Genomic DNA, 13,092 nt, shown 5'->3' with positions numbered 1-13,092 from the left:
GGCCGGATGAACGAAGGCCGGAACGACGACGGCCGGGCACCGGTCGACTGGGAGACGCTCCGTGAGGCGGCCCGGGACGCGATGTCCCGGGCGTACGCCCCGTACTCCGGCTACCCGGTCGGCGCCGCGGCCCTGGTGGACGACGGCCGTACGGTCGTCGGCTGCAACGTGGAGAACGCCTCGTACGGACTGGGCCTGTGCGCCGAGTGCGGCCTGGTCTCCGCGCTGGCCGCCACCGGCGGCGGCCGGCTGACCGCGTTCACCTGCGTGGACGGCCGGGGCGAACTGCTCGTGCCGTGCGGCCGCTGCCGCCAGTTGCTGTACGAGCACGGTGGCCCCGGCCTGCTGGTCGACGCCGGCGACGGGGGCGTCCGACGCCTGGACGACCTCCTCCCGGACGCCTTCGGCCCCCAGCACCTGGGCCGCTAGAGCCTTCCCGAGAACGCCGGGCCCGCACCGTCGCATCCGATGGTGCGGGCCTCTCGATCTCCCGGCTCTATGCGTGTAGAACTGTTCACGCCCGCTCGCCGCGTCGTTCCCGGGTACAGGGACGGGCTGAGCCGGCCGTTCCACGAAAGGAAGCCCAGATGGACGTCATCTCGGTCATCCGCGCCAAGCGCGACAAGCAGGAGCTGACCCCCGAGCAGATCGACTGGGTCATCGACGCCTACACGCGCGGCGAGGTGGCCCACGAGCAGATGTCGGCCCTCGCGATGGCCGTCTTCCTCAACGGCATGAACCGTACGGAGATCGCCCGCTGGACCGCCGCCATGATCGCCTCCGGCGAGCGGATGGACTTCGCCGGCCTGGCCCGCCCGACCGCCGACAAGCACTCCACCGGCGGCGTCGGCGACAAGATCACCCTGCCGCTCGCGCCCCTCGTCGCCGCCTGCGGCGCGGCCGTACCCCAGCTCTCCGGCCGCGGCCTCGGCCACACCGGTGGCACCCTCGACAAGCTGGAGGCCATCCCCGGCTGGCGCGCGCTGCTCTCCAACGCCGAGATGATGGACGTACTCGACCGCGTCGGCTCCGTCATCTGCGCCGCGGGCGACGGCCTGGCCCCCGCCGACAAGAAGCTGTACGCGCTGCGCGACGTCACCGCCACCGTCGAGGCCATCCCGCTGATCGCCTCCTCGATCATGTCCAAGAAGATCGCCGAGGGCACCGGCTCGCTCGTCCTGGACGTCAAGGTCGGCTCCGGCGCCTTCATGAAGAACATCGAGGACGCCCGCGAACTGGCCACCACCATGGTCGAACTCGGCGCCGACCACGGCGTACGGACCTCCGCGCTGCTCACCGACATGTCCACCCCCCTCGGCCTGACCGCCGGCAACGCCCTCGAAGTACGCGAGTCCGTCGAGGTCCTGGCAGGCGGCGGCCCGGCCGACGTCATCGAACTCACCCTTGCCCTCGCCCGCGACATGCTCGACGCGGCCGGCCTGAAGGACGCCGACCCGGCCAAGGCCCTCGCCGACGGCTCCGCCATGGACCACTGGCGCCGCATGATCCAGGCCCAGGGTGGCGACCCCGACGCCCCGCTCCCGGTCGCCCGCGAACAGCACACCGTCAACGCCTCCTCCTCCGGCGTCCTGACCACCCTCGACGCGTACGCGGTGGGCGTCTCCGCCTGGCGCCTGGGCGCCGGCCGCGCCCGCAAGGAGGACCCGGTCCAGGCGGGCGCGGGCATCGAACTCCACGCCAAGCCCGGCGACGAGGTCAAGGAGGGCCAGCCCCTGCTCACCCTCCACACCGACACCCCTGAAAAGTTCCCCTACGCCCTCGAAGCCCTCGACGGCGGCGTCCTGATCGCCCCGCCCGGCACGGACTTCACCCCGAACCCGGTGGTGCTGGACCGCATCGGCTGATCCGGCCCCGCACCGCCGCCGTCGGGCGCGCTCCTTCCGGGGCGCGCCCGACGCGCGCCGCGCCCCGACCGGTGCTGTCCTGGAAGCACCCGACCGCGAGGAGACCGGCGATGGCGAAGAAGAAGGACGACTTCAGCAAGGGCGACAAGGTCACCTGGAAGAGCCACGGCAGTGAGGCCGTCGGCAAGGTGGAGAAGAAGATCACGAGCCGTACGGAGGAAGCGGGCCGCACGGTGGACGCCTCGCCGGACGACCCGCAGTACAAGGTCCGCAGCGAGAAGTCCGGCGGCTCGGCCGTGCACAAGCCCGGCGCCCTGAAGAAGAAGCGGTCCTGAGGCCATGGCGAAGACGGAGGACGACCAGGACACCGTCTGGGAGGACTTCAAGGACGCGGTGAACATGTCCCCGTCCGAGCTGGAGTCCTGGTTGAGGAAGGACGAGTCCAAGGAGTCAGGGCAGCACAAGGGGGGTGGGGAGTCCGTGGGCCACGAGTCGGGCCGCCGAATCGTTTCGCTGCTGCGCACCAAGCGTGCGGATCTTTCGGACGACGATTACGCGCACATGCGCAAGGTGACGGGGTACGTCCACCGCCATCTCGCGCAGAAGCCGTCGGGGGACGTGAAGGAGACGACATGGCGGTATTCGTTGATGAACTGGGGGCATGATCCGTTGAAGGGGTGAGGGGATGAATCGTTCGGGTGAACGGGACCGGTGGACCAGTGCCGGTCCTGTTCGGCATGCTGGGATCGGTGCCACAACACGTAAGGAGACCGCCATGAGTGCACTCCCCGCCGACCCCGCTCCGGCGGAGTACTGGGATGAGCTGCTCCGCTTCCGGCAGGAAGCGGACTGGCCAGAGGGCAGCAAGGTGGAGATTCATGATGGAGTCATCGTTGTGTCACCACCACCGGCCGCACCGCACAACCGCATCGCCGCCAAGGTCCAGCGCAGCCTGTACTCAGTGCTGCCGAAGGACTGGGAGGTCTACCAGACCCTCGGGGTCACGCATCCCATGCGTGGGCGGTTGTTCATCCCGGACCTCGTCGTGGTCCCGGACGACGTGCTGGACCGGATCGAAGGAGGCGAGGACGTCCCGCTCACCTCTGCGGAGCTGATCGTCGAAGTCACCTCGCCGAACAACGCGGGCTACGACCGGCTGAACAAGGCAGCCGCGTACGCGGAGGCGGGCGTTCCGCTCTACCTCCTCATTGATCGCTTCGCTCCCGCCGGACCCACGGTCACGCTGTTCGGGGAGCCGGAAGACGCCGTCTACCAGGAACTCCAGGCGGTGAAGTTCGGGGAGGACATTCACCTCCCGGAGCCCTTCGGCCTCACCATCGACACCAGCGTGTTTCCCTTCGGTCCCTGAGACGGACGAAAGACCCACCCCACCAGGACAGGTGGCGGAGTGGGCCTTCCGGGTTCCGGGCGGCGGAGCCGCCTACGCGGCCTGCCGTACGTGCAGGACGCGCCGTTCCGCCATCGCCTTCCGCGTCGCGTACAGCGTGATCGACGCGGCGCCGGCCATCGCGGCCAGGGCCAGGGCGACGGTGGCCTCCCAGCCGCCCGCGTGGAACGCCGCCGCGCCGAGCGCGCCGCCGACGCTGCTGCCGATGTAGTACGCGCACTGGTACAGGGCCGACGCCTGTGCGCGGGCGGTCTTCGCGGTACGGCTCACCGAGGACGACGCCACCGCGTGGCCCGCGAAGAAGCCCGCTGTGATCAGGACCAGGCCCAGCAGGACGGCGGCGAGCGACGTGGTGAGGGTGAGCAGCAGGCCCGCCGCCGTGGTGCCGACCGCGAGATAGAGGGCCCCGCGGCGGCCGACGCGGCCCACCAGGCGGCCGGCCGCGGCGGAGGAGACCGTGCCGACCAGGTAGATGAGGAAGATCGAGCCGACGATGCCCTGCGGAAGGTTGAAGGGCGCGTCGACCAGGCGGTAGCCGATGACGGTGTAGACGGCGCCGAAGACCGTCATGAAGAGCGCGCCGATGCCGTACAGGCGGCGCAGCAGCGGGTCGGAGAGGTGGCCGCCGAGGGTACGGGCCAGGGCGCGCGGGCCGACCGCGCGGGGGGAGAAGTGCCGGGCCTTGGGGACCAGGAGGCGGAAGGCCACCGCGCAGAGCACGGCCAGCAGTCCGACCGCGCCGAGCCCGGCTCGCCAGCCCCAGGCCTGGGCCACCCAGCCGGTGACGATCCGGCCCGACATGCCGCCGATGCTGTTGCCCGCCACGAACAGGCCGATCGCGGCGACCAGCGCCTTGGCCCGTACCTCCTCGGCGAGGAACGCCATCGCGGAGGCCGGCAGTCCGGCCAGCGCCACGCCCTGGACGGCGCGCAGCGCGACCAGCCAGCCCAGGTCGGGGGCGAACGGCACCAGCATCGCGATCAGCGCGGCCACCGTCAGGGAGGCGGTCATCATCGTGCGGCGGCCGAAGCGTTCGGACAGCGCGCTCAGCGGTACGACGGCCAGGGCCAGGCCGAAGGTCGCGGCCGACACGGACCAACTGGCCTGGTCGGGCGGGACGGCGAGGTCGGCCGAGATCGCGGGGAGCAGCGCCTGGGTGGAGTACAGGAGCGCGAAGGTGGCGACGCCTGCCGCGAAGAGGGCGAAGCTCATCCGGCGGTAACCGGGGCCGCCCGGGTGCAGCTTGGCGGCCTCGGGGTCGGGCGCCGGGGGCGCGTCGGCGGCGGGCGCGGAGGAGGTGACGGGGGACGACTGCGCGGAGGCGTCGGCGCGCGCGGCGGCCGACGCCCCGGTATCGGCGGGAGGCATGATCCGAACGTATGCCTGCCGGTTTCATGCGTCCAATGCATGGAAACGCCATAATCGATGCTGTGGCACATAACAGCAGCTCAGGGCAGCCTCTGTCGCACAATGGCAACGCGAAAGACATCCGGGCGCGGGCGGGGGAGCCGGCGGAGACCGCGGACCTCGGGGTGGATTCGTGGGCGCTGGCCCTGACGCCCCGGCTCGCGCAGTTCGCCGCCGTCGCACGCCACGAGCACGTCACGCGGGCCGCGCACGAGCTGGGCATGCCGCAGTCCACCCTCAGCCGCGCCATCGTCCGGCTGGAGGCCGACCTCGGCGTCGCGCTCTTCGCCCGGCGCGGCCGGGCGCTCTCCCTGACCCCGGCGGGCCGTGCGTTCCTGGCCTCCACCGAGCGCGCGCTGCTGGACGTCGAGCGTGCCACCGAGTCCGTACGGGCCGACACCGACCCCACGGCGGGCAAGGTCGCCTTCGGCTTCCTGCACACCATGGGCTCGGAGACCGTACCGGGCCTGATCCGCACCTTCCGCGCCGACCACCCGCGGGTGCGTTTCCAGCTCGTCCAGAACTACGGCGAGGCGATGATCGAGCGGCTGCGCGCCGGTGACCTGGATCTCTGCCTGACCTCGCCGGTCCCGGACTATCCGGACCTGGTCGCGCGCCGTCTGGACGAGCAGAAGCTGCGGCTGGTCGTGCCGGACGACCATCCGCTGGCGGCCCGTAAGCGGGTCCGGCTGGCCGAGGCGGCGGGGGAGCTGTTCGTGACCCTGGAACCGGGGTACGGGCTGCGCCGCATCACCGACGCGCTGTGTGCCGAGGCGGGCTTCACGCCGAAGATCGCGTTCGAGGGGGAGGAGGCCGAGACGCTGCGCGGCCTGGTCGCCGCCGGTCTCGGGGTGGCGCTGCTGCCGCCGCCGGCCGTGCCGCGCCCGGGCGTCGCCGAGCTGACGGTCACGGCCCCGCGTGCGGTCCGCGAGATCGGGCTGGCCTGGATGGACGGTCATCCCGACACGCCTCCGGTGGCGGCGTTCAAAAAGTTCCTGCTGGGGCGGAGGGGGAAGCTGATTCCCCGGTGAGATGCGGGCGTTCCGCCGGCGTCACTCCGTTCCCATGTCCTCCAGGGCTCCGTACGTCACGGTCATGAACTCGATGGCGACCGTGCCGCCCGGGTCGAGGACGTAGAGCCCGCGACCGCCCCAGTGGTGGTTGATCTCGCCTTCCTTCGCGCGGTACGGGTCGGCCCAGTAGCGCACCGACCGCTGCTGGATCCGGTCGAAGATCGCGTCGAACTCCTCGTCGGTGACCAGGAACGCGACATGGCTGCCGTTGATCGCGTCCGGCGCCACCTGGCTGTCGAGGAAGTCGATGCCGACGCCGTTGGCGGTCTGCACCTGGGTGAACGGCCCCCAGTCGGCGGGCGCGGGGGCGTCCATGAGGTCGCTCAGGAAGGCGGCGGTGGCCTTCTGGTCGTGGCAGTGGACGATCACGTGGTCGAGCGTGTTCGGCACGAGAGCCTCCCTGACGATCGAGCCGATCGAGCCGATCGAGCCGATCGAGCCGATCAAGCCGATCAAGTCGGTCGACGGAGCTGACGGTGGGCAGGAGCCCGGAAACCGCGCTGCCGCGCGTACCTCCTTCCTAGTGCTTCAGCGACTCCCCGAAGCCCGACGCCAGCGGCATCCGCAGGCCCAGCGGCGGCGGCGCCGCCAGCGCGTCCGCGACCGGGCGGGCGTAGCTGTGGGCGAAGAGCGATCCCAGGACGAAGTCGGCTGCCAGGGACAGGACTTCGGCGCGGTGCTGGTGCAGGGAGTGGCCGTCCGAGTGGACCTCGAAGCGGCAGACGTCGCGGTTGATCTTCTTGGCGCGTTCGGCGTAGCGGTAGGACAGGTCCGGATCGGTCCGCTCGTCGTTGGTGCCGTGGACGAGCAGTACCCGCCGGCCGGCGAGCTGCTTCACGGGTACGGAGTCGGCGCCCTCCGGGCCCAGGTCGGGTATCCACGGGGCCAGTGCCAGTACGGAGTTGACCGCCGGATGGCCCGCGGCGTGCAGTGCGGCGCGGGCGCCCATGCCCGTACCGGCCAGACAGACCGGCACGTCCCCGTACCGCCGCACCACCTCCTCCAGTGCCCAGGCGGCGTCCGCCGCCGGATGGGCTGCCGCACCGTTCCAGCCGCGGCAGCGGTAGTGCACGACGTGGGCCACCAGGCCCTCCGTCCGGCCCGCCCGGGCCAGCCGGGCGGCCAGCGGACGGGCCGCCAGGGTGGACAAGGGGGAGGGGCGCCGGGTGCCCGAAGGGCCGCCCTCCGGCAGTAACAGCGCGACGCCGCACACCGCCCGTCCCGCTCCGGCCGCTCCCCGCGGTTTCCCCAGCCGGGCACCGCGCACCGGCAACGCTTGCTGAGCCATGACCGAAACGATGGCAGAAGGCGAGCCTCCGGCCACCCCGTGTACGGGTCACCGTTGGGTATCGTTCGTGAAGTTCTACGCGCGTAGGGGCTACAGTGCCGAGATGACGAGCGAGACCACCACCCTGCCGACCGTCGACCAGATCCGTCGCGCGCCCAAGGTGCTGCTGCACGATCACCTCGACGGCGGCCTGCGCCCCGCCACCATCGTCGAGCTGGCCCGCGAGGTCGGCTACGAGAGCCTGCCCGAGACCGACCCCGAGAAGCTCGGCGTCTGGTTCCGCGAGGCCGCCGACTCCGGTTCGCTGGAACGCTATCTGGAGACCTTCGCGCACACCTGTGCCGTCATGCAGACCCGCGAGGCCCTGACGCGGGTGGCGGCCGAGTGCGCCGAGGACCTGGCCGCGGACGGCGTCGTGTACGCCGAGGTCCGGTACGCGCCCGAGCAGCACCTGGAGAAGGGCCTCACCCTCGAAGAGGTCGTCGAGGCGGTCAACGCGGGGTTCCGCGAGGGCGAGCGGCGGGCCCGCGCGGCCGGCCACCGCATCCGCGTCGGCGCCCTGCTGACCGCCATGCGGCACGCGGCCCGGGCCCTGGAGATCGCCGAACTGGCCAACCGCTACCGCGACCTGGGGGTCGCCGGGTTCGACATCGCGGGCGCCGAGGCCGGCTTCCCGCCCACCCGCCACCTCGACGCGTTCGAGTACCTCAAGCGGGAGAACAACCACTTCACGATCCACGCGGGCGAGGCGTTCGGCCTGCCCTCGATCTGGCAGGCCCTCCAGTGGTGCGGCGCCGACCGGCTCGGCCACGGCGTGCGCATCACCGACGACATGGAGGTCGCCGACGACGGCTCGGTGAAGCTGGGCCGGCTCGCCTCGTACGTACGGGACAAGCGCATCCCGCTGGAGATGTGCCCCACCTCCAACCTCCAGACCGGTGCCGCCACCTCGTACGCGGAGCACCCGATCGGCCTGCTGCGCCGGCTCCAGTTCCGTCTGACGGTCAACACCGACAACCGGCTGATGAGCGGTACGAGCATGTCCCGGGAATTCGAGCACCTGGTCTCGACATTTCGATACACGCTCGACGACATGCAGTGGTTCACCGTCAATGCGATGAAGAGCGCGTTCATTCCTTTCGATGAACGCCTGGCGATGATCAACGATGTCATCAAGCCCGGCTACGCCGAACTGCGGTCCGAATGGCTGTTCCGTCAGGTGGACGCCGAGCCCGCGGTGATCAGCGAGTATCGCTCCGAGTAAGCGGAACGCTTACGGGAGAAGGGAACGGCTGGCGTGTCAAGCGCCGGTCGTTTTCCGTTCCCGGCGGGTGTTTGCGGCGTGTCGGTGGCGTCACTAGATTCCGGTCCGGTCGATCTCCCATCACAAGGATGTATTTCCATGAAGCAGGGAACCATCAGGACCCTCGGTGCCGCCGCGCTCGGCGTCGCCTTCGCCGCCGCGGCGGCCGGTACGGCTTCCGCCGCCGAGGTGACCGGCGCCAACGTACCGGGTGACGTCGCGGACACACTGCAGAACAGCCTGCCCGTCCAGGAGACCGCCAAGGGCGTCACCGGCGACCACGGCGCCGAGCACGCCCTGAAGACCAACAACAAGGGCAACCTGCTGGGCGGCCTGCCTGCCGGGGGCCTCACCAAGGCGCTCGGCTGAGTCACCGGCTCCGCGACGCGTCCCGGAGCGGACACGGCCGTGCCCCGGCCCGTACTTCGTGTACGGAGCCGGGGCACGGCCGTGTGCGGACTACCAGGCGCTCCGGTGGGCCTTGTCCTCGGAGGGCAGGAACAGCCACAGGGCCAGGTAGATCAGGAACTGCGGGCCCGGGAGCAGGCACGAGAGAAGGAAGAGCACGCGCATCGTGCCGGGCGTGGTGCCGAAGCGCCGCGCAAGGCCCGCGCACACTCCGGCGATCATCCTGTTGTTGCGGGGGCGGACCAGTGCGGCGGCCATGGTTCACGACTCCTTTTCGACCGGGTACGGGACGGTGTGCCCCGATGTCTCAAAGGTAGGTCCGGGAGCCCGACAGGGCGTCGGCCTGCGGTGCGATGTGAACCCTGGCCCTCGTGGGGGTCGGCCGTGCGGGCGGGTCCTCCTTGCGGCGTAGCCGGTACCGGAACCCTGGTACGACCAGCAGGTGCGCCAGTATCACCCCGGCCGTGTTGAGCAGCACCATGTCGACGTCCGGCACCCGGCCGGGTATGCCGGCCTGCAGCAGTTCGATCGCCAGCGAGACCATCGCGCCGGTGAAGACCGTACGCGCCAGGGAGCCCAGCGGAGAAACGTTCAGGCGGCCGGCTGCCATCGGCAGCAGGATGCCCAGCGGCGCCAGCAGCAGCACCGCGCCCCCGAGACTCTGCACGGCCTCCCACGGCCCGTGCGCCAGCTCCGCGCGGATCGTCGCCAGCGGCCGGAGGTTCGCGGCGGGCACCCAGGGAACCGTACGGGGACGCAGCGACAGCCAGCCGACGACCAGCAGATGCGCCACGAGGAGAACGGCTCCCGCGGCGCGCATACGGAGGGCGGCGGTACCGCCGCGGCCATGACCCTGCACACAGGCCAGGACGCGCCTACCGGCGGCCGCGGTTCCGTAAGACCCCTTGCCCGCGGTCGTCCCGGTCACTCCGGGGCACGGAGCGGCTGTTCCGGGAGGAGAGGCGCCCAGCGCCCGTGCCCAGCGCCCGTGCCCAGCGCCCGTGCCCAGCGCCCGTGCCCAGCGCTCCCGCCCCACGCCCGCACTCCGGGCCCGTCCGCCTCAGCCCGACGTCGCCGGAGCGTCCGAACCGGCGCCCAGCACGCTGTCCGGGTGCGTGCGCACCTCGTCCGAGCAGGCGTAACGCTGCGGATGCCCATCGCCGGGGCCGCCCAGTACCGCGGCGTGCGTACGGCCCAGGGCCGCGCTCTCGCCGAACGTGCACACGATCTGGGCGAGCGCGAAGGACGGCAGGTCCTCCGGCCGCGCGCTCAGCCGCAGCGTCCCGGCGGGATCACCCGCACGCGGCCCGGACACCTCCAGGTTCTCCGGCACCGCCGTGACGAACCCGGCCTCCTCCTCGACGGGCCCCGGCTGCTCCTGGAGCTCGTCCAGCAGCGCGCGGGCCGACCGGAGACGGTCGGCGGGCTGCTGCTTGGGGTGGGTCACGGTCCGCTCCGCCGGTGCCAGCGCCGAGCTGCACTCCAGGTAGACGGTGACCCGCGAGCTGTCGGGCGGGACCGGGGGGACCGATTCCGCGGGAACCTTGCAGCTCACGCGGGAGGGCGCGCCCCCGGCGTCGACCGGCACGGACGTACCGCGGATGCCGCAGCTCGCCAGCGCCGGTACGAGGGCGCCCAGGGCCACGGCGGTCAGTGCCGCGGCCCGGCGCCGGGGTGCGGACCGGGTGCGGGTACGGGGACCGGGTCCGGGCCCCGTCGACAGGGTGCGGGTGCGCCACGTCATCGGCCGTCACCGTCTTCCGTGCCGCGGGTTTCGGTGCCGCGGCGCTCCGTGCCTCCGGAACCGGCGTCCGCGTCGGCGCGGGGGCCTGCCTCCGTACCGGTGCCCGCGTCCGTACCGGTGTCCGTCTCCGCGGCGGAGCCGGCGGCCGAGAGGCCCACCGGCAGCCGCAGGGTGAAGACCGCGCCGCCTTCCGGCGAGTTCGCGGCCGTGATCTCGCCGCCGTGGATGTGGGCGTTCTCCAGCGCGATCGACAGGCCCAGACCGCTGCCCTCCGACCGCGGCCGGGAGGCGCTCGCCTTGTAGAAGCGGTCGAAGACGTGCGGCAGGACTTCCTGCGGGATGCCGGGGCCGTGGTCCCGTACCCGGATCAGCAGATCCTCGCCGTCCGGCGTGGCCTCGGTGCGCACCGACACCCGGACCGGCGAGCCGCCGTGCTTGAGCGCGTTGCCGATGAGGTTGGCCAGGATGACGTCGAGGCGGCGCGGGTCCAGCCGGGCCACGATGCCGCGCTCGGCGTCCAGCTCGACCGCGTCCAGCCAGGCCCGCGCGTCGATGCACGCGGTCACCTGGTCGGCGACGTCCACCTCGTCCTGCACCAGACGCGCCGTCCCCGCGTCGAAGCGGGTGACCTCCATCAGGTTCTCCACCAGGTCGTTCAGCCGCCGGGTCTCGCTGACCACCAGCTTCACCGCGGGCGCGATCATCGGGTCGAGGGAGTCCTCCTCTTCCTCCAGCACCTCGGTGACGGCCGTGATCGCCGTCAGCGGCGTCCGCAGCTCGTGCGACATGTCGGCGACGAAGCGGCGGGAGGACGCCTCGCGGCCGCTCAGCTCCTCGACCCGCTGTTCCAGGCGCTCGGCCGTGCGGTTGAAGGTGCGCGAGAGGTCGGCGAGTTCGTCGGTGCCGGTCACCCGGAGCCGGGTGTCCAGCCGCCCCTCGCCCAGTTGCCGGGCCGCGTGGCCCAGGCGCTGCACGGGCCGCAGCACGGTCGTCGCGGCGGCCTGCGCCAGCAGCGCCGAGCCGACCAGGGCCAGCGCGGTGGCGATCCCCAGTGACCAGGCCAGCGAGTTGAGGTCCTGCCGCTCGGTGGCCAGCGACTTGAGCATGTAGCCGGTCGGGCCGCCGCCGTTCATCCGGGCCCCGGCGACGAGGTACGGGGTGTCCCGCAGCTCCTTGCGCTGCCAGTACATGTGGTACGGGACGCGGTTGCCGTCGTCCAGCGCGCGCTTCTCGTTGACCGCCGTCTGCAGCGCCTTGGGCACCGTCTTGAGCGTGAACAGGTCCTTGTCCGTGGACGCCACGCACTGCTTGCCGTCGCTGCCCTGCGCGACCAGCAGGACGGCGTAGTTCTGCGGCCCGCCCGCCATCTGCCGTGCCGCCTCGTCCAGCTCCGCGCACCGCGGCCGCAGCGACAGCGAACGGGTGCTGTCCTCCAGCGACTTGCGGAAGTCGTTGAGCGCGGAGTTCTGGGTGCGGTCCAGCACGGTGTTGCGGTTGAGCCAGTACGCGATGCCGGAGGCGGAGACCGCCGCGGTCAGCGCGACCAGCGCGAAGACGAAGACGAGCCGCAGCCGCAGGCTGGTCCAGCGCAGCAGGCCGAGCGCCCGTACGCACCGCCGGAGGAAACCGGGCCGCCCGGGCGTGTCCTCGCCGTCACCGGCCGCTTCGGCATCCGTACGGCTTCCGGACACGGGCTCCGTCACTGCGGGGTGTCCAGCCGGTAGCCGACACCGCGCACCGTACGGATCAGGGTCGGCGAGGACGGTACGTCCTCCACCTTCGCCCGGAGGCGCTGCACGCACGCGTCCACCAGCCGCGAGTCACCGAGGTAGTCGTGCTCCCACACCAGCCGCAGCAGCTGCTGCCGGGACAGCGCCTGCCCGGGCCGGCGGCTCAGCTCCAGCAGCAGCCGCAGCTCGGTGGGGGTGAGCTGGAGGTCCTCGCCGTTCTTGGTGACCGTCATGGCCGAGCGGTCGATGACCAGGGAACCGAACGTCGCCGCGTCGTTGGACTCCCGCTCCCCGCGCCGCAGCACGGCCCGGATCCGGGCGTCCAGCACCCGCCCCTGCACCGGCTTGACGACATAGTCGTCCGCGCCGGACTCCAGCCCGACCACCACGTCGATGTCGTCGTTGCGCGCGGTCAGCAGGATGATGGGCAGCTGGTCCGTACGCCTGATCCGCCGGCACACCTCGAAACCGTCGATGCCCGGCAGCATCACGTCCAGCACGATCAGGTCCGGGCGCTGCTCGCGCAGCAGCTTCAGGCCGTCCTCGCCCGTCGCCGCGGTCACCACACGGTGACCCTGGCGCGACAGGGAGAGTTCGAGGGCCGTGCGGATGGCGTCGTCGTCCTCGATCAGCAACAGGAAAGGCACACCGGCCATTCTGGCCCATGGGGGACCAGGACTTCGACCTGCACGGTGTCCGGCGGGGCCCGTGCCCCGGCCCGCCCCGCGTCCGTACGGTGTTCCGGCCGCGACCCTCCCGCTGTGACAGGGCTGTGACAGACGGCAGACAGCGTCATGAAACTGCTTCGGCAGAGTTTTCCCCATCACGAACCGAAGCAAGCAGGGTCTACCGACGGGGGGCGCGCG

The 13,092-nt window shown here is 71.8% G+C and carries 16 protein-coding genes; 8 read left to right on the top strand and 8 right to left on the bottom strand.

All coding sequences use genetic code 11. From position 1 onward, the window contains the following. Positions 1–6: 6 nt before the first annotated feature. The 5 genes from ACZ4QV_RS36855 (at position 7) to ACZ4QV_RS36835 (ending at position 3,234) form a co-directional block, all read left to right on the top strand. On the top strand, positions 7–429 hold the full coding sequence (locus ACZ4QV_RS36855; RefSeq protein ID WP_467764048.1) for a cytidine deaminase: 423 nt from the start codon (positions 7–9) through the stop codon (positions 427–429). A 158-nt stretch (positions 430–587) separates the two neighbouring features. Beyond that, positions 588–1,865, top strand: a complete 1,278-nt coding sequence (locus ACZ4QV_RS36850) for a thymidine phosphorylase (RefSeq protein WP_467764047.1) — start codon at positions 588–590, stop codon at positions 1,863–1,865. A 110-nt stretch (positions 1,866–1,975) separates the two neighbouring features. Next, a complete protein-coding gene (locus ACZ4QV_RS36845) occupies positions 1,976–2,200 on the top strand; it encodes a hypervirulence associated TUDOR domain-containing protein (RefSeq protein WP_361156467.1) in 225 nt (74 codons plus the stop codon). A gap of 4 nt (positions 2,201–2,204) precedes the next feature. Continuing rightward, positions 2,205–2,546, top strand: coding sequence for a DUF3140 domain-containing protein (locus ACZ4QV_RS36840; protein WP_361582918.1), 342 nt, complete (start codon positions 2,205–2,207; stop codon positions 2,544–2,546). A gap of 94 nt (positions 2,547–2,640) precedes the next feature. After that, positions 2,641–3,234 (top strand): Uma2 family endonuclease, encoded by a 594-nt coding sequence (locus tag ACZ4QV_RS36835; RefSeq protein WP_361156461.1) that lies wholly within the window; start codon positions 2,641–2,643, stop codon positions 3,232–3,234. Between the two features lie 72 nt (positions 3,235–3,306). On the opposite strand, the gene ACZ4QV_RS36830 is transcribed toward ACZ4QV_RS36835, so the two are convergent. Continuing rightward, positions 3,307–4,641 (bottom strand): MFS transporter, encoded by a 1,335-nt coding sequence (locus tag ACZ4QV_RS36830; protein ID WP_467764046.1) that lies wholly within the window; start codon positions 4,639–4,641, stop codon positions 3,307–3,309. Positions 4,642–4,703: 62 nt separating this feature from the next. Between ACZ4QV_RS36830 and ACZ4QV_RS36825 the strand changes: the two genes are divergently transcribed. Further along, positions 4,704–5,711 carry a LysR family transcriptional regulator gene (locus ACZ4QV_RS36825; protein ID WP_361156457.1) on the top strand — a complete coding sequence of 336 codons (1,008 nt, stop codon included), beginning with the start codon at positions 4,704–4,706 and terminating at the stop codon, positions 5,709–5,711. Positions 5,712–5,732: 21 nt separating this feature from the next. Here ACZ4QV_RS36825 and ACZ4QV_RS36820 read toward each other — a convergent pair whose 3' ends face one another. Both ACZ4QV_RS36820 and ACZ4QV_RS36815 read right to left on the bottom strand, forming a co-directional pair. Beyond that, the gene (locus tag ACZ4QV_RS36820; protein WP_361876560.1) at positions 5,733–6,209 is read right to left on the bottom strand and encodes a VOC family protein; all 477 of its coding nucleotides are present in this window, start codon (positions 6,207–6,209) and stop codon (positions 5,733–5,735) included. A gap of 64 nt (positions 6,210–6,273) precedes the next feature. Then, positions 6,274–7,041, bottom strand: coding sequence for an alpha/beta hydrolase (locus ACZ4QV_RS36815; RefSeq protein ID WP_361156451.1), 768 nt, complete (start codon positions 7,039–7,041; stop codon positions 6,274–6,276). Positions 7,042–7,144: 103 nt separating this feature from the next. Here ACZ4QV_RS36815 and ACZ4QV_RS36810 point away from each other — a divergent pair, with 103 nt between their 5' ends. Both ACZ4QV_RS36810 and ACZ4QV_RS36805 read left to right on the top strand, forming a co-directional pair. Next, a complete protein-coding gene (locus tag ACZ4QV_RS36810; RefSeq protein WP_361156449.1) occupies positions 7,145–8,305 on the top strand; it encodes an adenosine deaminase in 1,161 nt (386 codons plus the stop codon). Between the two features lie 138 nt (positions 8,306–8,443). After that, positions 8,444–8,713, top strand: a complete 270-nt coding sequence (locus tag ACZ4QV_RS36805) for a hypothetical protein (RefSeq protein WP_361156446.1) — start codon at positions 8,444–8,446, stop codon at positions 8,711–8,713. Positions 8,714–8,803: 90 nt separating this feature from the next. On the opposite strand, the gene ACZ4QV_RS36800 is transcribed toward ACZ4QV_RS36805, so the two are convergent. The 5 genes from ACZ4QV_RS36800 to afsQ1 all read right to left on the bottom strand — a co-directional run bounded on the left by ACZ4QV_RS36800 (position 8,804) and on the right by afsQ1 (position 12,873). Then, entirely contained in the window at positions 8,804–9,010 is a 207-nt protein-coding gene (locus ACZ4QV_RS36800) for a PspC domain-containing protein (protein WP_030017495.1), read from the bottom strand. Between the two features lie 49 nt (positions 9,011–9,059). Beyond that, positions 9,060–9,572, bottom strand: a complete 513-nt coding sequence (locus ACZ4QV_RS36795; protein ID WP_361582937.1) for a VanZ family protein — start codon at positions 9,570–9,572, stop codon at positions 9,060–9,062. Positions 9,573–9,812: 240 nt separating this feature from the next. Continuing rightward, entirely contained in the window at positions 9,813–10,496 is a 684-nt protein-coding gene (locus ACZ4QV_RS36790; RefSeq protein WP_361156440.1) for a hypothetical protein, read from the bottom strand. After that, positions 10,493–12,199 (bottom strand): ATP-binding protein, encoded by a 1,707-nt coding sequence (locus ACZ4QV_RS36785; RefSeq protein WP_467764045.1) that lies wholly within the window; start codon positions 12,197–12,199, stop codon positions 10,493–10,495. Before ACZ4QV_RS36785 ends, ACZ4QV_RS36790 begins: the two co-directional genes overlap by 4 nt. Next, on the bottom strand, positions 12,196–12,873 hold the full coding sequence (afsQ1, locus tag ACZ4QV_RS36780; protein WP_004571966.1) for a two-component system response regulator AfsQ1: 678 nt from the start codon (positions 12,871–12,873) through the stop codon (positions 12,196–12,198). The genes ACZ4QV_RS36785 and afsQ1 overlap by 4 nt, the downstream gene beginning before the upstream one ends. Between the last annotated feature and the right edge of the window lie 219 nt (positions 12,874–13,092).

This window comes from Streptomyces sp. NPDC026394 (assembly GCF_055567735.1).
This window is presented reverse-complemented; position numbering and strand designations above follow the sequence as displayed.

What these genes read in the sequence shown, in the direction of transcription:
- ACZ4QV_RS36845 (WP_361156467.1), top strand. Translation starts at nt 1,976, where the DNA reads ATGGCGAAGAAGAAGGACGACTTCAGCAAGGGCGACAAGGTCACCTGG.
- ACZ4QV_RS36855 (WP_467764048.1), top strand. Translation starts at nt 7, where the DNA reads ATGAACGAAGGCCGGAACGACGACGGCCGGGCACCGGTCGACTGGGAG.
- ACZ4QV_RS36805 (WP_361156446.1), top strand. Translation starts at nt 8,444, where the DNA reads ATGAAGCAGGGAACCATCAGGACCCTCGGTGCCGCCGCGCTCGGCGTC.
- ACZ4QV_RS36790 (WP_361156440.1), bottom strand. Translation starts at nt 10,496, where the DNA reads ATGACGTGGCGCACCCGCACCCTGTCGACGGGGCCCGGACCCGGTCCC.
- ACZ4QV_RS36835 (WP_361156461.1), top strand. Translation starts at nt 2,641, where the DNA reads ATGAGTGCACTCCCCGCCGACCCCGCTCCGGCGGAGTACTGGGATGAG.
- ACZ4QV_RS36850 (WP_467764047.1), top strand. Translation starts at nt 588, where the DNA reads ATGGACGTCATCTCGGTCATCCGCGCCAAGCGCGACAAGCAGGAGCTG.
- ACZ4QV_RS36800 (WP_030017495.1), bottom strand. Translation starts at nt 9,010, where the DNA reads ATGGCCGCCGCACTGGTCCGCCCCCGCAACAACAGGATGATCGCCGGA.
- ACZ4QV_RS36810 (WP_361156449.1), top strand. Translation starts at nt 7,145, where the DNA reads ATGACGAGCGAGACCACCACCCTGCCGACCGTCGACCAGATCCGTCGC.
- ACZ4QV_RS36815 (WP_361156451.1), bottom strand. Translation starts at nt 7,041, where the DNA reads ATGGCTCAGCAAGCGTTGCCGGTGCGCGGTGCCCGGCTGGGGAAACCG.
- ACZ4QV_RS36830 (WP_467764046.1), bottom strand. Translation starts at nt 4,641, where the DNA reads ATGCCTCCCGCCGATACCGGGGCGTCGGCCGCCGCGCGCGCCGACGCC.
- ACZ4QV_RS36840 (WP_361582918.1), top strand. Translation starts at nt 2,205, where the DNA reads ATGGCGAAGACGGAGGACGACCAGGACACCGTCTGGGAGGACTTCAAG.
- ACZ4QV_RS36795 (WP_361582937.1), bottom strand. Translation starts at nt 9,572, where the DNA reads ATGCGCGCCGCGGGAGCCGTTCTCCTCGTGGCGCATCTGCTGGTCGTC.